Source organism: Pseudoalteromonas sp. SCQQ13 (genome assembly GCF_015864415.1).
GTDB classification, from domain to species: domain Bacteria; phylum Pseudomonadota; class Gammaproteobacteria; order Enterobacterales; family Alteromonadaceae; genus Pseudoalteromonas; species Pseudoalteromonas nigrifaciens.
On the sequence record NZ_JADYXG010000028.1, the window covers coordinates 1 to 21652 of the forward strand.

The window sequence follows — 21652 nt, forward strand, 5'->3', positions numbered from 1 at the left end:
TCTGCAGAAAAGTGAAGTGTGGGTGAGTAATGTACACAAGTCTCCCGCGTAGGTCGGGCGAGCGTAGCGATACCCGACACTCAAATCATAAAAACATCACCACTAGCCAATGAATGTGGTGCATTTGCACTGTGATTTTCTACCGCTGTGGGCACTACGACATTACCAGGCTCCAAATTATAGAAAGCTCGACTAGAAATAGTCGGGCTTTTTTACATCTGCAGGAAAGTGAGGTTCGTATAATTAATATACACTCATCCAACACCTAACACGTAGGTCGGGCGAGCAACGCGATACCCGATGATAAAATCATAAAAAAAATCACCACCGGCGAATAAGGTTAAACTTAACTTGTGAGTATGATTGAATTGATAATGTTGTTATTCGTTTTTTATCACTAAATACAGCACATAGGCGTAGTTACTGTTGATAACTTTCGCTAATTTTTGATCTTATTATTTGCTATAATTGTTTTATAAATAGCCTGTATAGCCGTATTGAGAGAATCAGCACAATGGAATTTGAACAAGATAGCACTTTAACCCTTCCTTTATTTCTTTTTGATGACACTTTAAGTGACAGAGATTTAGAGCAACCTGACTTTGAAATTTCATTGCCACTAGATGACGAATTGCTGACTCAACTATGTCAAAACCCTAGTGAAGACAGTAGTATAGCAATTAGTGTTGAGAGCTATCAGTTAACAATAGTTAACCCTGAACTGGCAGATATTGCAGAGCAACAGCATGATGCACAATTAACTTTAACCCGCGGGCCATTATTAAGTGCAGTACTGATTACAGCAGATCAACAAACATTTGTTTCTCCACAAATGGATATGATGCCTACGTTTGATTTGGGCGATGAGGACGAATGATGAGAAAAGTCGTAATAAGTACGCTAATACTGATTATTTTAAGTGGCTGTGCGTATTTAGGTAATGCTCATTACAATGATTTATTTGGCCCTGAGCAAACACAAGATCGTATGGTTTTACATAGTACAATTGAGGGGGCTGATTTTTTACAAAATGTAAAGCCAGTGCTTGATACACGCTGTGTAGTTTGCCACGGTTGCTACGATGCGCCATGTCAGCTTAAGCTCTCATCTCCCGAAGGCATTGATAGAGGTTTAAGTAAAGAGCTGGTCTATGATGGTACGCGTTTATTAGCCACTACACCGAGCCGTTTGTTGTTTGATGCAGATAATACCCAGCAATGGCGTGATAAAGGTTTTTCGCCGGTGCTAAATGAGCGCGAGCAAAGCATAGAAGCAAACTTAGCAGGCAGTGTGTTATTTAATAGCTTAGTGCTAAAGCAAAGCTCTGATATTGCTAACAATGAAGTACTTGATGATGGTGATTTTGATTTTTCGTTAAGTCGCTCTCAAACCTGTGCCACTATGGGAGAGTTTGATAGGTTGGCGGATGATCAACCACATGGTGGTATGCCTTATGGTTTGCCAGGCGTATCGCGTGAGGAATTTAAGCACTTACAAAATTGGCTGAAAAACGGTGGTAAAATGGCCAATATTGCACCGCCAACAGCGTTTGAGCTACAACAAATTAAGCGTTGGGAAGCATTTTTAAATCAAGATAGTTTAAAGTATCAGCTTTCTGCGCGTTATATTTACGAGCATTGGTTTTTAGCAAATATCTATTTCACTCCAGAAAACACGCAAACCTTTTTTAAATTAGTGCGCTCAAGTACACCACCCGGTGAAGATATTAAACTCATTAGCACACGTCGTCCTTATGATGATCCTAATGTTGAACGTGTTTACTATCGAATGATGCATGAACGCTCAACTATTTTGTCAAAAACACATTTGCCACTTAAATTAAATGATGCAAAGCTAACGCGTTTATATCAGCAGTTTATAGAGCCTGAATATACGGTAGCGAGCATGCCAAGCTATGAGCCAAAGGCTGCCTCTAATCCTTTTAAAACCTATGAAGTGATTCCAATCGACTCAAAATATCAGTTTATGCTTGATGAAGCTGAGTTAATAATTATGGGCTTTATTAAAGGGCCGGTTTGTCGTGGGCAAATTGCACTTAACGTCATAAATGATCATTTTTGGGTTGCATTTGCTGATCCTAAAAAAGTGGCTACTCCTGCTGTAGGTGAAATGCTGATTCAGCACGAAGATGCGCTTGAGCTACCTGCCGCTGAAGAAAGTAACGCATTAGCGATTAAAAGCTGGATTAAATATTCGGTGCGCGAAAAACGTTACTTAAAAGCTAAAGTTGAGCTGGCTAATGAGCTGTTTAAAAATGGCGATCACTTAACCACTAATTTATTGTGGAAAGGTGATGGTGTTAATAAAAATGCTGCGTTAACTGTATTTCGTCACTCAGACAGTGCTACGGTTGTGAAAGGCTTAATTGGACAAGAGCCTAAAACTATGTGGGTGCTTGATTATGCTTTATTTGAGCGCATTCACTATTTATTGGTTGCTGGATTTGATGTATACGGCAATGTAGGGCACCAACTCGTTACACGTTTATATATGGATTTTTTACGTTTAGAGGGAGAGGGTAACTTTCTTGGTCTATTACCTGAAGATAAACGAGAGCAAATTAAAAGTAGTTGGTATCGTAAGTCACCGCCTAGCTTATCTAAGTTCTTTAAAAGTAACCAAGAGTTTAGCCAACCTAGCGGAATAGTTTATAAAACCGATGATCCGCAACATGAGCTTTATGGCTTAATTAAAACGGCATTATCGCCCGTACTTAGCGAGCATTACGATTACACTAGCGTTTCTGGGCCGTTAGCAAGTATTAATACTATGCCTGTTAAGGCAATTAACTTATTGCCACCTGTATCTTATGTATTGGTTAAGCAAACAGACAATAGCCATAAAGCGTATACCATTATTCATCATAACGCACATTACAATATCTCTAGCTTACTTAACGAAGAAGGTCAGCGAGCTTTTGAAGAAGATACTGTCACTCTAGTTCCTGGTTTTATTGGGGATTATCCAAGTGCTATTTGGTATTTAAATAATCAACAGCAAGTTGCAGCATTTGCAGAGCAGTTACCACTGATGCAAATTGAAGCTGATTATCGTGCGTTAAAATCTAAGTTTGGCATTCGCCGTACTCATCCACAATTTTGGCAGTATAGCGACATTTTACATCGGGCTGCTAAGCAGTATCGTGGTGTTGAATACGGTATGTTTGACTATAATCGCTTAGAAAACCGCTAGTTTTAATGAACTAAACGCAAGCCCAGCACTAAGTTGCTGGGCTTTTTTTATTGCTTGCTGCTTATTACTTGAAATAATTTACAGTGCAGGAAATAGCGGTTGCTTCGAAGTTTAACTTTGCGGTAATTTAAATTAAGTAGAATAAATAATAAGAGTAAACAGTGCAGTCAATTCAGCTTCAAGCATTTAGTGGCTATTTACAAGGCCAAGGGCAAAGTCGTTACCATATTAATGACCTAAGTTGGCAGGTTAACCAAGGCGAGCATTGGTTGTTACTTGGCGCTAATGGTGCCGGCAAGTCAGCTATTACTGCTGCGTTAGCTGGCGAAGCTAAGCACAGTAGTGGTAAGCGCAGTTGCAGTATAGATGCTGTGCAATTGGTTTCATCTGATGCGCAAAAACAGCTTATTAATAAAGAACTAAAAAATGACAAACAAAGCTCAGTGAAAGAGCTGTTATTGGGTACAGCCAATTATGATGTCGATTTGGCGCTGCGTTTAATTAACATATTAGACTTTGAGAAATTACTAGCTCGTCATTTTAGAGAGCTTTCAACCGGTGAAACTCGAAAGTTATTATTAATTAAAACGCTGAGTTCGCGGCCTAATTTAGTGGTGCTTGATGAACCCTTTGACGGGCTTGATGTAGAGTCGAGTACTGCGCTTAATGTCATTTTGGCGCAATTAAGTGAATATATTAGTTTTGTGTTTGTAGTGAATCGTGTAGACGAAATTCCTGCTTTTATTACTCATTATGGTTATGTAAATCAAGGGTGTTTACAGTCTATTTTAGCGCATCCAAATGCAGAGCAAGTAGCCGATTTACTCAAGTTACTGCACTTAGAGCACAGCCAACTGAATATTCCAGAGCGAGATAGCGCGCAAGTTCAAGGGGTGTTTACGGGCAATACCTTGGTAAAGCTAAGCCAAGCAAGTGTAAGTTATAGTGGTTTGAGTATTTTTACAGGGCTTGATTGGACTATTAATAAACATCAGCATTGGCAGTTAAGTGGTAAAAATGGCTCAGGTAAAACCTGCTTATTAAATTTAATTACTGGCGATAATCCGCAGTGTTATAACAACAATATTGAAGTGTTTGGCTTTAAGCGTGGCACGGGGGAGAGTATTTGGGATATAAAGCAACATATTGGCTTTATATCGAATGCGCTACACATGGATTATAGGGTGAGTATTTCGGCATTAAATACTATTGTTTCTGGCTTTTACGACAGTATAGGTTTGTATCAAACCCCAAGTGATGCACAAATTAATATTGCCAAACAATGGCTCGCGTTAATAGGTTTGGAGGAGCAATATAATACCTCGTTTACTCAGTTATCGTATGGCGATCAGCGGTTGTTACTTATTGCCCGCGCTATGGTTAAGCACCCAACCTTGCTTATTTTAGACGAGCCCTGTTTAGGGTTAGATGAGGCAAACCGACAGCGAGTGCTATTATTGATTGAAAAAATATGCGCCGCAGGCAGCAGCACGGTAATTTATGTAAATCATCATGCGGCAGATAAAATTAACGGTATAGAGAATTACTTAAAAATGGAAGATTTTAATTAAAACTGAGAGAAAGGTTGAATGAAAAATCACTCAACCTATTTTTTATTTTAAAGACGAGTAACGTTAAAACCTTTATCTTTTAATTGTTTAAGTAAGCCGTGTTGTTCAGGTAAGTGCAGTGCGCCGACGGCAATAAATAGTTGCTCGTTTACTAAACGTGGTGTTAGTTGTTTAATCCAGTTGTTGTTGCGGTTAATGAGCATTACTTGCTCACTAATTTCACCGTAATTACTATCATCAAAACTAGTATTGTAATAATTGGTTAGAGTTTGCATATCGCCATTTTTCCAGGCATCAACTAGCTTAATAAAGTAGGTATTAATGTCGGCAAGCTGCTCAAAGGTTTCTGCAATCATTTCATTACTTAATAATTCCATACCATCAAACATTTGTAGTTGTTGTTCAAGAGTCTCCAGCTCCCCTACTTTAATATCTTTATTTTTGGCGTAAGCGAGTACTTGCTTATCAATACCTGTTTTATCTGAATAACCGGCATTTTGAAACTCAATTTGCATCATAGTTACCATTACCGCCCATGGCTTTAAGCCATTAAACATAGCCACATCAATCGACTTTTTGGCAAAATAATCTTTAAGTTTATTGTAATTTTCTGCAGAGAGCTCAGTTTGCAATGTTTTACCGTTTTTTAGTAGCATGAGTGGCATAGAGCGCTGCTGCATTTGCAGTGGCGTTAGTTTGTTTATATCTACCTCTACAATAACTTGAGAGCTTGCATCAATTGCATCAGTTACATTTTTAGGCAAGCCTTGCATGCTGGCGTCGCCTACGTGCACAGTGCCAAATAAATAGGAATTAACTCCGTTTTTTTCTATTTTGTATAACGCAGGAGCAGCATAGCTGTTAAGGCTAAATGTTATAAGTAACGCCACAATAAAAAAGTGGCTAATACGAGTAAGAGCATTCATGGTTTGTCCTTAAAATCTCAAAAATTAGTAGTGTAAATACTAACCTAAATTTACCCGGAGGGCAGCGTTAATATAAACGTTAGCGTATTGTTTTCGGTATTACTAGCCGTAATAGTAAAGCCATTTAAGTTACATAAGCTCTGCACAATAGATAACCCTAAACCGTGACGGTGGTTATTAGTTCTAGATGAATCTAGCTGATAAAGCGGGTCGAAAATAGCTTGTAATTGTTGTTCGCTCAATACAGTAGCCACTTTATTACTTAATGAAATGATAGTGGATTTTGGGTTACTTACGGCACTTAATTTGATGTTGTGCTGCGTTAAACCATAAAATAACGCGTTATCTATTAAATTACATAAAATAGTATTAAGGCTAAACTCGTCAGCAATAATGGTTACATTATTTGCAATAGTATTATTTATACGGGTGGCAATATTAGGATGTTTAAAGGTTAGCTCATTAATTGTTTGTTTGAGCAAATTATTTAAAACGATAGTTTGCGCATTTAATTCTATGCTGCTAGTTGAGCGCTGTAGTAATAGTAGGTTGTTTACAATGGTTTTCATACGCTCAGAAATACTGAGTATGTCACTGGTATAGGTATCGCTAATACGCTTGTCATCTGGGTATTTAAGTGCGACCTCGGATAAGCTTATTAGCTCTGCAATGGGAGTTTTAAGCTCGTGCGCTATATCGCTGGTAAGGCGTTTTTCATTACTATAAAGCTGCTGATTAGTAGTAATGAATTTATTGAGTTCATTGCGTATAGGCTCTATTTCTTCTACTTTAAAGTCGCTTTCTATAGTTTGTGCCACGGTTGTAATATCGAGACGTTTTATTTGCTCGTTCAGATTGTGTAGCGGAAATAGCCCTTTATTTACAATGCGTGTAACCAAGTAGCGCACGCCAAATACACCAATCACACAGGTGAGAATAAACACCACATCAATAATGATCAGTACTTTATTAAGCTCGGCCGTTGGGGCTGCTATTGCCAGGGTCATACTGTTAATAGTAGCTGATGCGTTGGTGTTTCTAATATCTTTTTTAGCAACAAAGTGGCTTATAAGTACTCGGCCGCTTTGTCCGTTAGGTAAGTCGTAATCAATTATTTTAGATTCGTTTATAGGTAGTTCTAAAAAAGGCAGTTGAGTGTTTTTATACAGTTGTAACGATTGAGAGCGCTCAAACACCTCGCTGCCATGCCATAATTGGTAAAACTCACTGGCGTCGGCTTGTTCGTATTCCGACATGAATTTACCCGAAAATTCAAACTCAACTTTACCGTTGTCATCCTCTACTAAGGTTTTTAAGTAGTTAGCTTTATTAGTGAGGGATTGATTAAACTGCTCCTCTACCCAAGAATCTACACTTAAATCAACAGTTAAAAATATAGTGAATAATATAACGGAGATCACCGCGCTAATATTATTAACGAGTTTACGTTTTATTGAGTGACTTTTACTTTGTTGTTGCGACATAACCAAACCCACGTTTATTTTTTATAGGGAGTTCGCCATCAAACTGTCTTACTTTTTTACGTATGGTTGATATATGTGCTTCAAGCGCATTTTTAGAGAGCATATCGAACTGACCGACCACCGCTTCACTTATAAGCTCCAGCCCTAATACTCGCTCGGGGGCATTAAATAAGCACTCTATTATTTTGTATTCATTACGAGTGAGTTCAATGGCATGTTGCTGGTAATGAAGTGTTTTTAGCGAAAGATCTAATACACAGTCACCTACGGTAAGCGTATTTTGTTGGTTTTGCAGTGAACCACGGCGAAGTAGCGCAAGCACGCGAGCGTGAAGTTCTTCAAACGAAAACGGCTTAGTTAAATAATCGTCAGCCCCTTTCATAAGGCCATTTATTTTATCTTGCGGCTCACTACGAGCAGATAAAATAAGTACACGGCTTTGGTTATTACTGCTGCGCAATGCTTGCAAAATACTCATGCCATCTACACTCGGTAGCATTAAATCAAGTAATATTAGGTCGTAGTTTCCACTAAGTGCCATGCTTAATCCTTCTGAGCCGTCACCGGTTTCATCTACGGTAAAACCAAGGTTGCCAAGGCCTACTTGCAGGCTGCGCCTTAGTGCTTCTGAGTCTTCAATAACGAGGATGTTCATCTTTGCTCGATTTGTAAAAATAGCCTTGTTACTTTAACAAGGCTTTATTATCAAGTCACTTTGTTAATGATACCAACCATTTGTATAAGCTAAGTTACCTAGGTTGGCATGGGCTAGGGCTTTTTTAATCAGTTGCTCATCGTTTTTACATGGCACAAGCTGATTATTACTATACGTATAGGTGGTTGCTGGTTTTTGCGGTTGTAGCACCACCACTTTATTGTCGTGCATATAGGCAAAGTTTTTGTCGTATTGCATCATTGCGCGTTGTTTGTTGTCGCTAATAGGTTTTGATAAATCATGGCCTATCATAGGGTGTTTGCCACTTACGCCAATTAAAGATAGTAAAGTAACGGGAATATCGAGTTGGCTGGCTAGTTGATTATCGCGTTTATGGGCAATGTCTTTACCAAAAATAACCGCTGGAATTCTAAAGTGATCAATTGGCACCAAGCTAGCACCTGATACACGCGAGTCGTGATCGGCTATTACAATAAATACCGTATCGTCCCAGTAGCTCGACTTTTTAGCTTTTTCGATAAATGTACCTAGCGCGTAGTCAGCGTATTTTGCCGCATTATTGCGGGTTTGTTTTTGTTTGTCGTACAGGGTTATTTTATCGTCAGGAAATTCATACGGGCTATGGTTGGAGCTGGAAAATATAAGACTTAAAAATGGTTTATTTTGTTTTTTAAGTTTAGTGAGTTCGATATCAGCTTGGTCGTATAAGTCTTCGTCTGATGCGCCCCACGAGCCATTAAAGTCTATTTTATTAAAGTTATTTGTATCTACAATATCTTTAAAGCCATTACCTAAAAAGAAGCTTCGCATGTTATCAAAGTGGCTTTCGCCGCCATAAATAAATTGGGTGTTATAATTTTGCCTCGCTAAAAAGTCAGCGATAGTAAAAAAGTCACGTTGTGATTTATCAAGCTTAACAACTGCACGCGAAGGTGTAGGCGTAAAGCCTGTAATTATCGCTTCAATACCACGCACCGAGCGCGTGCCTGTGGCATATAAATTATCAAACCCCCAACCTTGCTGATAAAGTGCGTCAATATTAGGTGTAAGTGGTAAACCGCCAAGTGTGCCTACATAGCGTGCCCCTAAGCTTTCTTGTAAAATAATGACTAGGTTTTTTGGTTTAGTATTATTCGTTGCGGTATGAAAGGTGTTTGTTGGCGCACTTTTATCAGTAAATGTGGCTTGGCTATCTTGCATATTATTGCGCACTATACTGAGCAGTTCATCTGCTGGCATTTTTCCGTAATAATCTTGGCTAGATTGCTCATTAGAGAGCTGCTTTACCGCAAATGCTACGCTATAAAGTGAGTTAAGGGTTAAGTCGTTAAGTAAGTGATCGGTCGAAAACGATACCATGGCTGGGTTAAGTGGTCTGTGCCCTAATGAATTACGCGCGCCTAAAATAGTTAAGCACACTAAAACTAACGCTAAAATTGATTGATTTAACCTTGTTAGTGACGACTTACTTTGCCATTGATGGCTAAATACTTTACCTGCAAATTTGCAGCTTAAAATAAGTGCTATAACAGCAATAAGTATTTCTAATTTATAGCCCGAAAGAATCATTTTAGAGACTTCTTTAGGGTAAATTAAATACTCTATAAATAAGCGGTTTGGGCGTAAATCATACTCGTTTATAAATGTAGGGGTAATCACTTCAAAAAAAACGAGTAAAGCAGACATACCCACTAAGTAAATTTTAATTAGGCTGCGTATTTTATTTTGCCAACCTACGCTTTGCATCAGTAAAGTAAGTAGCAATACGGGCATAATAATGTAGCTTAAAGTGGCTATATCAACTCTTAAACCACCTATAAATATAGACAACCACGCATGCGATCCAAATACACGCTCCCCTTGCCATACACTTAAACCAAAGCGAGCAAGTGTTAAAAAGCCAAGGGCTAAAACAGCAAATACAACAAAAATCCATACCGGGCCAAGTGCATTTTTCACCTGAGGTATTACTTTAACTATTAGCCCCGTTATTTTAGGTATAAAATTTAGCTTTAAGCCCATAATACAGCCCACCAAATAAGTGCGGCAATTAACATGGCTATAAACACACTGGCAGAGGCTATATCTTTAGCGAGACCCGAAAGCTCATGGTGTTCGCTGCCAATCCTATCAACTACAACCTCAACTGCCGTATTTACTAGTTCAGCAAACAATACAAAAAGCAGGCTGGCTATAAGTAGTAATTTATCGCTTAGTGCAATTTCTTGCAGATACACAAACACACCAAGTAACGAAAACAGTGCTAACTCTTGTTGAAACGCCGCTTCAAATCGACTCATCCATTTTAAGCCGTTAAAAGAATGGCTTAAGGTAAAAATAAGGCGCATTAAGCCTTGGCGTTTTGTAACGGTTTTATTGCTCATAGTTGTATTTCGCTTGGTGTTGTTTGGCAGCTCGCAAGTAGATCAAGCGATGCCTGATACGTTTTGCTGTTAATGCCAATTAAATTTAAAAGGGTGTGGAAAATATTGTTGTGTGAGCGTGCAGCATTGGTGTCTAAATTAGCTAAGCAGGTATTGGTAATGCGCTGATTATGCTCATCAGCCCACATATAAAGTGGTACGTGGGTTTGTGTGCTAGGCGCAAAGCTATACGGAAAGCCATGTAAATAAGCACCGCCCTCGCCAAGAGATTCACCATGATCTGACACATATAAAAATTGCTTATCTATATTGTTTGGCAGCGTTTTTAATTGCTCAATTACTTGGGCGTTAACAAAGTCGCTGTACGCAATGGTGTTGTCGTAGGTATTAACTAATTCATCAAATGAGCAATTTTGAATATCGCTTCTGTCGCAGGTTGGGGTAAATTGTTTAAATTGTTCAGGGTAGCGTTTAAAGTAAGTTGGCCCGTGCGAGCCCATCATATGCAGTACGATAACGGTGTTAGCTTGGGTTAAATTAGCCAGTTTGTGTTTAAGTGGAGCTAATAGCGCTTCATCAAAACAGTACTTACCATCACATAAAGTAGATTTTGTTGTAGGTATGTCGATAGTAACTACTCGCGTACATACGTCTTTACAGCCGCTGTTGTTATCAACCCAGAGTACATCACTGCCTGCGTGCTGGGCCAAATCAATCAAGTTTTGCTGGCTGTCGGCTTCGAGTCGATCAAAGTTTGTTTGTGTTTGCAACGAAAACATACAAGGTACAGATACCGCTGTAGCCGTGCCGCAAGACGCCACATTATTAAAGTAAGTAACGCCGTGTTTTTGGGTATAAAAATTGGTGTTACGTTTATAACCTTGATAAGCAAAGTTTTCTGCTCGTGCAGTTTCACCAACCACTATTACGGTTACGCTACTGGTATTAGGCGCAATTAGGGTAGGTGCAGCATCTATATTTTTAAATTCCATATTGGTATACAGCAGCTGATCGCGCATATATTTATAGCCGCTAGAGAGATACTGAAATGGAATAATTTCTTTTTTCAAAATGCGGTTATTGCGGCCCGTTGCAGCATAGTCGGCATAAAAGTTTGTAACCACCAATACTATAAGCGCCAAACACGCTACAACTAGCTTTACGCGGCTAAGTACTTCTTGGTGAGGGCGGGTAAAGTGTATTTTTATTTTGCTTAAAACAAAAACAGGCAGGGCACAAAACAGCAGTAAAAAGCCAATAAGCTGCGGATTTAAATAGCTTAATGCTTCGCTTGAATCAGTTTCGAAGGTGTTTTGGATCATAGAATAATCAAACACCACGCCATAATTTAAGGTGCCGTAAAGTACTGCACTGGAAATAACCAATAAAAAGTAATTAAGTGGCTTTAATAACCACCGAACCGACACTATCGAAAAAAATATAATTAGCAGGCAGAGTAGTAATAGCGGTACTGAAAATAAAAATAGCCACGAAAAAGAAGCTAAAGAAGTAATGGCGCTAAAAGAGCCATGAATGAATGGAATATTTATAACCAAACAATAGTAGCAGGCAATCATTACTACAAAAGCGTTGGCGCTACAGTGAATGTAAAACCGTTTACCACGATTAAGTTTTTGCTGTGTAGATATAGGACTAAGTGAATGCATATTTAGGCTCGTTTAAAACAACAACGCCATGTTATGCAACAACACTTAAGAACTGCTTAAGAGAAGCTACGCATTTCCTGAGGGGGTAAAATAAATTTATTCCCAGAGTATTATTAAAAATTAATCAAACCATAAAAAGGGCATATTAGAATAGGGAATTTATAGCGCTTAACTATTCACATAAAAAAACCATAGCAGGTAATTATAGTGAATATTAAAACCACTTAAATTGCTTATTTGTCTTTTATTTGAATTGAATTTGATGTTGACTTAAAGGGCTCAGCACGGTATTAATATAAAAAGAGAGCAAAGGAATAGCCTTTGCGATAATTTAACAACATTTGGTATTAATTACATGCTTGCAAACGCACTAAACCTAGTCCTGATTATTATCGTGGTGATTATTCCCGCGAGGGCTTCGTAGTGCTTTAAAAAACTTAAGCATTTAAAAGCCCTCCGCACTTAACCGTTCGGGGGGCTTTTTGGTTTTAGCGGCAAAATATGTGATTGAATTGTCACTGAGGAATGAGGGTTTTATTAATGACAGGCGCAGAATTAACAATAGATTTATTAGCCAAACACGGCGTAAAAGAAGTATTTGGCTACCCAGGCGGAGCTATTATGCCAATTTACGATGCCTTGTATGGCGCGCCAGTCAAGCACTACCTTACTCGGCATGAGCAAGGTGCAGGCTTTGCGGCAGTAGGTTTTGCTCGTAGTACGGGTAAATTAGGAGTGTGTTTTGCAACGTCAGGCCCTGGTGCCACTAACTTAATTACTGCTCTTGCCGATGCGATGATGGACTCAGTGCCATTATTAGCAATTACCGGGCAAGTGCCTACCGCAGCGATTGGTTCAGATGCCTTTCAGGAGGTAGATGTGTTAGGTATGTCGCTGTCGTGTACTAAGCACAGTTACATGGTAGAGCGAGCCGAAGACTTAGCCGAAATACTGCAAGAGGCCATGCACTTAGCGCAAAGCGGTCGCCCAGGGCCCGTACTCGTAGATATCCCAAAAGACATTCAAATGGCGCAAGTGCCATTTCAGCCTTGGCTAGCAGCAGACGAGTACTTACCAGAACTTGATTTAAAGCAAGTTGCTATTGCTAATCAACTGCTTAGTGAAGCTAAACAGCCGGTTGCTTATGTAGGTGGTGGAGTGCAATCAGCGGATGCACAAGCCCAGTTGATGCAGTTTTTAAATAAAACCCACATGCCAGCGGTTGCCACACTTAAAGCGCTGGGCAGTGTGTTACCCGATTACGAGTATTACTTAGGTATGCTAGGTATGCACGGCGGCCAAGCTGCTAACTTAGCGGTGCAAGAATGCGATGTACTAGTGTGTATTGGGGCGCGGTTTGATGACCGTGTTACCGGCAACTTAGCAAAGTTTGCTGCAAACGCTAAAGTAATTCATTTAGACATAGACGCCGCAGAAGTCGGTAAGCGTAAACCAGCAAAAGCTTCTTTAATTGCTGACTTAAAAACGTCCTTACCTGCATTAGAGTGCTTTGTAACTCCGCAAGCATGGTGCGATTATAACAAAGCAATGATGGTTAAATATGCATGGCGTTACGACTATCCGGGCGACAAGGTATTTGCACCCTATTTACTTAATCAACTTAGCCAACGTATGCCTAAAACGGGTGTCGTGTGCTGCGATGTAGGTCAGCACCAAATGTGGGTGGCCCAGCATATGAAATTTAATCATCCCAGTAATCACTTAAGTAGTGGTGGTGCAGGCACTATGGGCTTTGGTTTACCTGCGGCAATTGGTGCACAAGTAGCGCGCCCCGATGACTTTGTTATTACGGTATCTGGTGATGGCTCTATCATGATGAACATTCAAGAGTTGGCAACAATTCGTCGTAATAATTTACCAGTAAAAATACTTATTTTAGATAACCAACGCTTAGGTATGGTACGTCAATGGCAGGAGCTGTTTTTTGAAGAGCGCTACTCAGAAACTGACCTTTCAGATAATCCAGACTTTGTGCAGCTAGCAGCGGTATTTGGTATACCAGGGCAAACCATAACCCATGCTAATCAAGTTGACGATGCAATAACTGCACTGGTTAATAGTAAAGGTCCATACATAGTACATGCCTGCATTGATAATAAAGAAAATGTATGGCCGCTAGTACCACCAGGTGCAGCTAACGATGAAATGATGACGGGGAAAGCACAATGAAACATAGTTTAACAATCGCCTTAAAAAATCAAAGTATTGCTGTAGAGCGTTTTTTACGCGTAGTACGTCATCGTGGTTTTGACTTAACCCATTTTCAACTCAACATAGACGATGGCCAATACCATGTAACCATGACGGTAGACAGCGATAAGCCAATTCACTTATTAACCAGCCAGCTAAATAAGCTGGTGGACGTAAAAGCCGTTACTTTACAAAATTTACAGCAACAAGCGGTTTAAGTGTGCGCGCAGTAAACAATTGCAGAGTGGGTTAATAAACTTACTCAATAACTAAGAATGAGGAATGCTTGCTTATAAAGCAGCAAAACAGAGGTAACCATGGCAAAATTAAGAAGTGCAACAACAACCGAAGGTCGAAAACGTGCAGGTGCTCGTGCATTATGGCGTGCAACAGGAATGACAGATAGCGATTTCGGAAAGCCGATTATTGCGGTTGTAAACTCATTTACACAATTTGTACCTGGGCATGTGCACCTTAATCAGCTGAGCGAACTGATGGCTGAAACCATTACCCAAGCGGGTGGCGTGCCAAAAGAATTTAACACCATAGCTATAGATGATGGTATTGCTATGGGCCATGGTGGCATGTTGTATTCACTGCCATCACGCGACCTAATTGCCGACTCGGTTGAGTACATGGTTAATGGCCACTGCGCCGATGCGATGATTTGTATTTCAAACTGCGACAAAATTACCCCAGGAATGATGCTTGCAGCGTTGCGTTTAAATATTCCGGTTATATTTGTATCGGGTGGTCCGATGGAAGCCGGTAAAACTAAACTTGCTAATATCGATATTAAACTCGATTTGGTAGACGCCATGGTTAAAGGTGCAGATGAGTCGGTAAGTGATGCAGATTCAGAGCAAGTGGAGCGCTCAGCATGTCCTACATGTGGTTCGTGTTCAGGCATGTTTACTGCCAATTCTATGAACTGTTTACTTGAAGCCATTGGTTTAGCACTACCGGGTAACGGTACTACGCTAGCAACGCATAAAGACCGTAAACAATTATATGTTGAAGCGGGCGCACGCATTGTTGATTTGTGCCGCGAGTATTACCAAAAAGATAACCAAGAAGTATTGCCACGCGCGATTGCTAACAAAACAGCCTTTATGAACGCCATGGTAGTAGATATAGCCATGGGCGGCTCGTCAAATACGGTATTACATTTACTTGCTGCGGCGCAAGAGGCAGGTGTTGATTTTGATATGTCGCACATTGATGCACTATCTCGTAAAACGCCCTTTTTATGTAAAGTAGCACCCGCTACGCCAGAATATCATATTGAAGATGTACACCGCGCTGGTGGCATGATGGCAATTGTACGTGAGTTGGGTAAAGCAGGCTTAGTTGATATGTCGGTAAATCATGTCGCTGGGTCAACAATGGCTGAGCTAGTTAAAAAGTGGGATGCAACAGACCCAACTAACGAAGCTGCTCGCAAATTTTATCGTGCAGGCCCTGCGGGTATTCGCACTACTAAAGCAATGAGCCAAGAATGCCGTTGGGATGAGGGCGATAACGACCGCGAACATGGTTGTATTCGTAGTGTTGAACACGCTTTTCGTCAAGATGGTGGTTTAGCCGTACTGTCGGGCAATTTAGCGGTTGATGGCTGTGTTGTAAAGAGCGCGGGTGTAGTTGATGACATGCTACATTTTGAAGGTACTGCCGTGGTGTATGAGTCGCAAGATGATTCGGTAGAAGGTATTTTAAACGACGAAGTAAAAGCCGGCGATGTAGTGGTTATTCGTTATGAAGGGCCAAAAGGCGGGCCTGGAATGCAAGAAATGCTTTATCCAACCAGTTACTTAAAGTCAAAAGGCTTAGCAGAAAAATGTGCCTTGATCACTGATGGTCGTTTTTCTGGCGGCACATCAGGCTTATCAATTGGCCATGTATCACCAGAAGCGGCTAGTGGTGGTGCGATTGCCTACGTTGAAAACGGCGATAAAATAATTATTGATATTGCTACTCGCGAAATTACTTTAGCGCTTAGCGATGCAGAGCTCGAAGCTCGTAAACAAAAACAGCTAGCGCGTGGCAAGCAGGCTTATAAACCGCTTGATCGTCAGCGTTATGTATCATCTGCGCTTAAAGCATATGCGCTACTTGCTACCAGTGCCGATAAAGGTGCAGTGCGCGATTTAGCCAAACTAGAGGAGCTTAGTTAATTATGGTTTCTCAAGAACTCGATTATTTTCGTGCAATTATTCAAGCAAACATGGAGCCGCTGGCTAAAGTAACTGAGGTTAGCAAAATGGCCGAACTCAGTACTAAGCTGGGCAACCATGTGTGGCTAAAACGCGAAGACCAGCAGCCGGTGTACTCATTTAAATTACGTGGTGCATTTAATAAACTTAACAAGCTGCCTAAAGGCTCAGTAGTGATTACTGCATCTGCGGGAAATCATGCTCAAGGTGTGGCGCTGAGTGCCTCACATTTAGGGCATCAGGCAACTATAGTTATGCCAGTAACTACCCCAGAAATAAAAGTAAGTGCAGTGCGTGCACTTGGTGGTGAAGTAGTATTACATGGTCATCATTTTGATGCCGCTAAAGCCCATGCGCTAGAACTTACAGAGCAACTCAACGGTATATTTGTACCGCCATTTGACGACCCAGACGTAATTGTAGGGCAAGGCACAGTAGCCCGTGAGCTAATGCAGCAGTTAAACGAGCTTGATGCGGTATTTATTCCCGTTGGCGGCGGCGGTTTGCTTGCTGGTATGGCGGTATATATAAAATCACTGCGCCCTGATATTAAAGTAATAGGGGTAGAAGCCGACGAAAGTGCCTGCTTACAAGCCGCACTAAAAGCAGGTAAGCCAGTAGAGCTTGATAGAGTTGGTAGTTTTGCCGATGGTGTGGCGGTTAAAATTATTGGCACTGAAACGTTTAGATTAGCGCAAAAGTTTTGCGACGACGTAGTTACCGTAAGCAGCGATGAGATATGCGCCGCCATGCAAGATATTTTTGTATCTACGCGTGCCATTGCCGAGCCTTCAGGCGCGCTTGCCACTGCCGGGCTGAAAAAGTGGAGTCAGCAATCGGGGTTAAAAGGGCTGCATTTAGCTGCCGTGCTTTCAGGAGCTAATTTAAATTTTGATCGCTTACGTTATGTAGCAGAGCGCACCGCACTTGGCGAAAAAAACGAAGCGCTATTAGCCGTTACCATTAATGAAGAAAAAGGCAGTTTTAAACAATTTTGTGCCTCGTTAGGTGGGCGCGCTATTACCGAGTTTAATTATCGTTATGCAGGGCCCGGCGATGCGCAAATATTTGTAGGTATTGCGCTACGTCAAGGGTTACAAGAGCTAGAAGAGTTAAAGCGAGATCTAACCAATAACAATTATCAATTTTGCGACCTATCGGATAACGAACTCGCTAAGTTACATGTGCGTTATATGGTTGGAGGTAAAGCACCTGAGCAATTACATGAACGTTTATTACAGTTTGAGTTTCCTGAATACCCGGGCGCATTAGCACGCTTTTTAGATACCTTAGGCAGTAATTGGAATATTACTTTATTTCATTATCGTAATCATGGTGGCTCTACGGGGAATGTATTAGCAGGTTTTGCAATTGAACCAAGCCAATTTGATGTGTTTAATGAGCACTTAAATCGCTTAGGCTATAACGTACAAGATGAAACAAATAACCCGTGTTTTACCCAGTTTTTAACCTCGCAGCCTCAGGGCAAAAACGTCGATAAACTCGCTTCGGCATAACCCTCTTTATTAACAAGCACCTCGTTGAGGTGCTTGCTTTATCATGTTTTTTACATATTATTATCAATAAATAATAATATGCTTTGAGGGGAACTCGTTGCTAATTAAAGGACTAATCATTGTTTTAGGGCTTTTTTGTTGCCAGCTACAGGCGCAAGAACCGGTTACATTGCAATTAAAATGGACTCATCAATTTCAATTTGCCGGCTATTATATGGCCAAGCATAAAGGCTTTTATAAAGAGGTCGGGCTGGATGTAAATATACTCCCTGCCAAGTTAAGTATGCCCGACAGTTTTGATGCAGTAGCACAAGGTGAGGTGCAGTTTGGCATTGGTCATTCTGGTGTTTTACAGCAACGCATTGCCGGTAAACCTTTAGTGGCAATGGCTGCTATATTGCAGTTTTCCCCTTATTGCTGGATGGTTAAAGACAGCTCTGATATTTTTCATGCACGAGACTTTATTACTAAACGAGTCACTACCAGCGGTAAAAGAGAGAATACTGAGTTATTAATTATGCTCCAGCGCAGTGGTATTAATACTGACCGCTTAGCCCATTATGAAGGTGATAATCCGACCCGCGCATGGATTGACAATAAAGTAGATGCAATGCAAGTGTATGTAACCGACCTACCTTATTACATGGCGCAACAAGGAATTGCCCACAGACTTATTTGTCCGCAAAGGTACGGTATGGATCTGTATGCCGATATTTTGTTTACTAGCCAAAGTATGCTTAAAAACCACCCGCAAACAGTAGAAAGCTTTTATCAGGCAAGTCTTAAAGGTTGGCGTTATGCAATGATGAATATGGATGAAGCGATAGCAGTAACTCAGCAATATGCACCGCATAAAAGCCCCCATCAGCTAGCTTATGAAGCCGAGGTATTAAAAGGCTATGTTACAGTACCCAGTACTCACCTAGGTAATATGTCGATGGCAAAGTGGCGCTTAATAGCTGATTTATATGGTATTGAACAAAGTGATTTTGACAAAGTAAAAGCTAGTTTTATATATAAGTATCAGGAGCCCGAAAGATTACAGCTTTCATGGATGTTACTGGCAGCAATTATTATCAGCATTATTTCTATCCCGCTGTATTTACGTTTAATCTTCAAAAAATAACCACTTAATGACAGTGGGCTGAGCTGCTATAATTAATTGTGTTTATTTATTTTAAGTTGATATGACCTTAGCTGAGCAGTTTTCTGCACTTGATTCTCTCCTTATGCGTAATCGCCAATATTGGCAATGTACGGCATTTGATTTTGATGCACTACCTTGGCCTGAGCTACAAGAGCCTTTAAATAATTTAACGGATGAAGAAGTTGCCCAATTAGATGGCAATGAAGAACAGTTATATCAATTTTTTGAGCCGCATATTGAGCAACTTGAACAGCTGGTAAATTTGTGTGAGTTACCAACAGCGAACTTAACGCGCAGTGACTATCCGTTTTGGCTTAGTAACGGTATAAAAGGGCGGAAGTTTCAGCAGCTGCAAGATTTTGTAGCGGCTTTACCCAGTAGTACCAAGCCTGTTTTAGAATGGTGTGCGGGTAAAGGACACCTCGGGCGTATGCTAGCGTTTAATGGTGCTAAAAGCGTGCACAGTATAGAGCTGCAACCGCAATTATGTGAGCAAGGGCAGCACAGTGCAAAGCAGCAAGGCTTAGCTATGCACTTTAGCCAAGCAGATGTATTGAAGGATGACATTACTGCTTTTTTTAAAGCCGATATGCACGCAGTCGCTTTACATGCTTGCGGCGGTTTACATCAAGCTTTTATGCAGCAGGCCAGTGTAGCTAAAGTCTCTAACATTAGTTTTTCTCCTTGTTGTTATCATTTATTTACCCCAGATAATTACCTAGCAATGAGTACGCTTGCACAACAAAGTCTCCTTAACTTAACTCATCGCGACTTAAAGCTCGCACTTCAAGAAATGGTCACCGCGCCTTCACGCATAGTTAAAGTGCGTAACACTGAAGTTGCATGGCGACTCGGGTTTGATGCCCTGCGAAAATCGATTACTAATGAGCAACATTACGTCAGTGTGCCGTCGGTTAACAAGGCGGTGTTTTCAGATTCATTTAAATCGTTTTGTGCATGGGCTGCAAACAAAAAGTCGTTAAAGTTGCCGCAAGAAATTGATTATAATAAGCTTTTACTTATTGGGCAGGACAAAATAAAAGTAACTGATCGTATTGAACTGGTTCGACATGTGTTCAGAAGAGCAATAGAAGTTTGGCTTGTGCTCGATCGTGCTTTATATTTACAGCAGCAAGGCTATCAAGTCAGTATTAAAACGTTTTGCGCAAAACAGTTAACACCGCGCAATATTTTGATCTTGGCAAATTACCCGTCTTCGAACTGAAAAGAGATGCAATGAGAAAGCTAAAAAATTTATTCGACAATAATAAGCGTTGGGCAGATCGCACTAGTAAAGCGGATCCTGACTTTTTTAAAATACTATCAATGCAGCAAAATCCAGAGTACTTATGGATTGGTTGTTCCGACTCCCGCGTGCCAGCCAATCAAATTGTAGATTTACTCCCAGGTGAGCTATTTGTACATCGTAACGTAGCAAACGTAGTTGTACATACAGATCATAACTGTTTATCGGTAATGCAATATGCTGTTGAAGTATTAAAAGTTAAACATATTATGGTGGTGGGGCATTATGGTTGTGGTGGTGTACAAGCAGTACTAGATGAAGCCCGCTTTGGCTTTATTGATAATTGGCTGCGCCATGTTGGTGATGTAAAAGAGAAGCACCTAGAGCAATTAAATGCAGTGCCTGAAAAAGAGCGTTTAAGCCGTTTAATAGAGCTTAATGTAATTGAGCAGGTACGTAATGTAGCGCGTACTAATATAGTACAAGACGCATGGGCACGTGGACAAAGTTTATCGATTCATGGTTGGGTTTACGGCCTAGAAAATGGCCACCTACATGACCTAGAGTCAGTAGTAACTTGTGCATCAGAAGAAGCCGACACTTATAAAAAAGCCGTGCAACACGTGTTTTCAAAACTTGGCCATGGATAATTAAAGCGATGACAAAAACGGCGGTAATTATAGGTGCAACAGGGTTAGTAGGAAATGAGTTATTAAAAAAGTTACTACAAAGCGCGTATTTTTCTAATGTAATTGCCTTAAGCCGTCGTGCGCTAAGCATACGTCATCCAAAACTCGTTAATCATATAATTGAGTTTGATGAGTTAACTCAATATGCTGCATTATTTAAAGGCGATGTGTTTTTTTCTTGTTTAGGTACTACTAAAAAGCAAGCCGGCTCAATTGCGGCGCAGCGAAGAGTTGATTTTGATTATCAATTTATTGCCGCGCAATTAGCCGCAAGTAATGGTGTGCAACATTACTGCTTGGTGTCATCAAGTGGTGCAAATGCGCACAGCACTAGCCCTTATTTAAAAATGAAGGGGCAACTAGAGCAGCAGGTTAAGCAACTGCCTTTTGCACGTATCAGTATTTTTCAGCCGTCGTTATTATTAGGTAACCGTAAGCAGTTTAGAGTGGCTGAGAAAATTGGCAGTGTTATTTTACCCATTATAACTCGTCTGCCACTTTTAAAACGCTATAAACCAATAACTGGGGAGCAAGTAGCGCAAAAAATGCTGGTTGTGAGTTGCGCGCAGCAGAGCAATTTAGCTTACTATGTACTTGATGAGCTATTTAACCTGAGCTCCGGATAATAAATCTATCTCAAGCAGCTATTTTCAGCGCTAACTGCGTTGAATTTACTTGCAATAGGCCAGCTATTGACGCGTAAATTCG

At 40.5% G+C, this 21652-nt stretch carries 17 protein-coding genes; 11 read left to right on the forward strand and 6 right to left on the reverse strand.

Annotated elements, in window-relative coordinates; genetic code table 11:
- The first annotated feature begins 514 nt into the window (after positions 1–514).
- The 3 genes from I6F41_RS16705 (at position 515) to I6F41_RS16715 (ending at position 4784) form a co-directional block, all read left to right on the forward strand.
- Positions 515–877 carry a hypothetical protein gene (locus I6F41_RS16705; protein WP_011329423.1) on the forward strand — a complete coding sequence of 121 codons (363 nt, stop codon included), beginning with the start codon at positions 515–517 and terminating at the stop codon, positions 875–877.
- On the forward strand, positions 877–3213 hold the full coding sequence (locus I6F41_RS16710) for a fatty acid cis/trans isomerase (RefSeq protein ID WP_182683907.1): 2337 nt from the start codon (positions 877–879) through the stop codon (positions 3211–3213). Before I6F41_RS16705 ends, I6F41_RS16710 begins: the two co-directional genes overlap by 1 nt.
- A gap of 161 nt (positions 3214–3374) precedes the next feature.
- Positions 3375–4784, forward strand: coding sequence for an ATP-binding cassette domain-containing protein (locus I6F41_RS16715; protein WP_182683845.1), 1410 nt, complete (start codon positions 3375–3377; stop codon positions 4782–4784).
- Between the two features lie 47 nt (positions 4785–4831).
- Here the strand turns inward: I6F41_RS16715 and I6F41_RS16720 are convergent, their stop codons facing one another.
- From I6F41_RS16720 to I6F41_RS16745, 6 genes are all read right to left on the reverse strand, one after another.
- Complete coding sequence (locus I6F41_RS16720) at positions 4832–5710, reverse strand: TraB/GumN family protein (protein WP_086994760.1); 879 nt, start codon at positions 5708–5710, stop codon at positions 4832–4834.
- A gap of 50 nt (positions 5711–5760) precedes the next feature.
- A complete protein-coding gene (locus I6F41_RS16725; protein WP_182683846.1) occupies positions 5761–7194 on the reverse strand; it encodes a sensor histidine kinase in 1434 nt (477 codons plus the stop codon).
- On the reverse strand, positions 7175–7849 hold the full coding sequence (locus tag I6F41_RS16730; RefSeq protein ID WP_011329418.1) for a response regulator transcription factor: 675 nt from the start codon (positions 7847–7849) through the stop codon (positions 7175–7177). Before I6F41_RS16730 ends, I6F41_RS16725 begins: the two co-directional genes overlap by 20 nt.
- Before the next feature lie 63 nt (positions 7850–7912).
- On the reverse strand, positions 7913–9892 hold the full coding sequence (locus I6F41_RS16735) for an LTA synthase family protein (RefSeq protein WP_182683847.1): 1980 nt from the start codon (positions 9890–9892) through the stop codon (positions 7913–7915).
- Entirely contained in the window at positions 9883–10254 is a 372-nt protein-coding gene (locus I6F41_RS16740; protein WP_182683848.1) for a diacylglycerol kinase, read from the reverse strand. The genes I6F41_RS16735 and I6F41_RS16740 overlap by 10 nt, the downstream gene beginning before the upstream one ends.
- Positions 10251–11921: a phosphoethanolamine transferase gene (locus I6F41_RS16745; RefSeq protein WP_182683849.1), complete on the reverse strand. Its 1671-nt coding sequence runs from the start codon at positions 11919–11921 to the stop codon at positions 10251–10253. The genes I6F41_RS16740 and I6F41_RS16745 overlap by 4 nt, the downstream gene beginning before the upstream one ends.
- Positions 11922–12461: 540 nt before the next feature.
- On the opposite strand from I6F41_RS16745, the gene ilvG reads away from it, so the two are divergent.
- The 8 genes from ilvG to I6F41_RS16785 all read left to right on the forward strand — a co-directional run bounded on the left by ilvG (position 12462) and on the right by I6F41_RS16785 (position 21570).
- Positions 12462–14111, forward strand: a complete 1650-nt coding sequence (gene ilvG / locus I6F41_RS16750) for an acetolactate synthase 2 catalytic subunit (protein WP_182677578.1) — start codon at positions 12462–12464, stop codon at positions 14109–14111.
- Positions 14108–14350: an acetolactate synthase 2 small subunit gene (gene ilvM / locus I6F41_RS16755; RefSeq protein WP_058374304.1), complete on the forward strand. Its 243-nt coding sequence runs from the start codon at positions 14108–14110 to the stop codon at positions 14348–14350. Before ilvG ends, ilvM begins: the two co-directional genes overlap by 4 nt.
- 99 nt (positions 14351–14449) lie before the next feature.
- Positions 14450–16306 (forward strand): dihydroxy-acid dehydratase, encoded by a 1857-nt coding sequence (gene ilvD, locus I6F41_RS16760; RefSeq protein WP_086994745.1) that lies wholly within the window; start codon positions 14450–14452, stop codon positions 16304–16306.
- Between the two features lie 2 nt (positions 16307–16308).
- Positions 16309–17862 (forward strand): threonine ammonia-lyase, biosynthetic, encoded by a 1554-nt coding sequence (gene ilvA / locus I6F41_RS16765; RefSeq protein ID WP_089368828.1) that lies wholly within the window; start codon positions 16309–16311, stop codon positions 17860–17862.
- A gap of 97 nt (positions 17863–17959) precedes the next feature.
- The gene (locus I6F41_RS16770) at positions 17960–18988 is read left to right on the forward strand and encodes an ABC transporter substrate-binding protein (RefSeq protein ID WP_182683850.1); all 1029 of its coding nucleotides are present in this window, start codon (positions 17960–17962) and stop codon (positions 18986–18988) included.
- Between the two features lie 61 nt (positions 18989–19049).
- Entirely contained in the window at positions 19050–20234 is a 1185-nt protein-coding gene (locus I6F41_RS16775) for a methyltransferase (RefSeq protein WP_197108795.1), read from the forward strand.
- An 11-nt stretch (positions 20235–20245) separates the two neighbouring features.
- Positions 20246–20905: a carbonate dehydratase gene (can, locus tag I6F41_RS16780; protein ID WP_182683852.1), complete on the forward strand. Its 660-nt coding sequence runs from the start codon at positions 20246–20248 to the stop codon at positions 20903–20905.
- An 8-nt stretch (positions 20906–20913) separates the two neighbouring features.
- Positions 20914–21570, forward strand: coding sequence for an NAD(P)H-binding protein (locus I6F41_RS16785; protein WP_086994733.1), 657 nt, complete (start codon positions 20914–20916; stop codon positions 21568–21570).
- Positions 21571–21652 lie beyond the last annotated feature (82 nt).

Excerpts from the sequence above, each read along its gene's own strand:
- I6F41_RS16705 (WP_011329423.1), top strand. The coding sequence starts at position 515 with ATGGAATTTGAACAAGATAGCACTTTAACCCTTCCTTTATTTCTTTTT.
- I6F41_RS16710 (WP_182683907.1), top strand. The coding sequence starts at position 877 with ATGAGAAAAGTCGTAATAAGTACGCTAATACTGATTATTTTAAGTGGC.
- I6F41_RS16720 (WP_086994760.1), bottom strand. The coding sequence starts at position 5,710 with ATGAATGCTCTTACTCGTATTAGCCACTTTTTTATTGTGGCGTTACTT.
- I6F41_RS16725 (WP_182683846.1), bottom strand. The coding sequence starts at position 7,194 with ATGTCGCAACAACAAAGTAAAAGTCACTCAATAAAACGTAAACTCGTT.
- I6F41_RS16730 (WP_011329418.1), bottom strand. The coding sequence starts at position 7,849 with ATGAACATCCTCGTTATTGAAGACTCAGAAGCACTAAGGCGCAGCCTG.
- I6F41_RS16735 (WP_182683847.1), bottom strand. The coding sequence starts at position 9,892 with ATGGGCTTAAAGCTAAATTTTATACCTAAAATAACGGGGCTAATAGTT.
- I6F41_RS16740 (WP_182683848.1), bottom strand. The coding sequence starts at position 10,254 with ATGAGCAATAAAACCGTTACAAAACGCCAAGGCTTAATGCGCCTTATT.
- I6F41_RS16745 (WP_182683849.1), bottom strand. The coding sequence starts at position 11,921 with ATGCATTCACTTAGTCCTATATCTACACAGCAAAAACTTAATCGTGGT.
- ilvG (WP_182677578.1), top strand. The coding sequence starts at position 12,462 with ATGACAGGCGCAGAATTAACAATAGATTTATTAGCCAAACACGGCGTA.
- ilvM (WP_058374304.1), top strand. The coding sequence starts at position 14,108 with ATGAAACATAGTTTAACAATCGCCTTAAAAAATCAAAGTATTGCTGTA.
- ilvD (WP_086994745.1), top strand. The coding sequence starts at position 14,450 with ATGGCAAAATTAAGAAGTGCAACAACAACCGAAGGTCGAAAACGTGCA.
- ilvA (WP_089368828.1), top strand. The coding sequence starts at position 16,309 with ATGGTTTCTCAAGAACTCGATTATTTTCGTGCAATTATTCAAGCAAAC.
- I6F41_RS16775 (WP_197108795.1), top strand. The coding sequence starts at position 19,050 with ATGACCTTAGCTGAGCAGTTTTCTGCACTTGATTCTCTCCTTATGCGT.
- can (WP_182683852.1), top strand. The coding sequence starts at position 20,246 with ATGAGAAAGCTAAAAAATTTATTCGACAATAATAAGCGTTGGGCAGAT.
- I6F41_RS16785 (WP_086994733.1), top strand. The coding sequence starts at position 20,914 with ATGACAAAAACGGCGGTAATTATAGGTGCAACAGGGTTAGTAGGAAAT.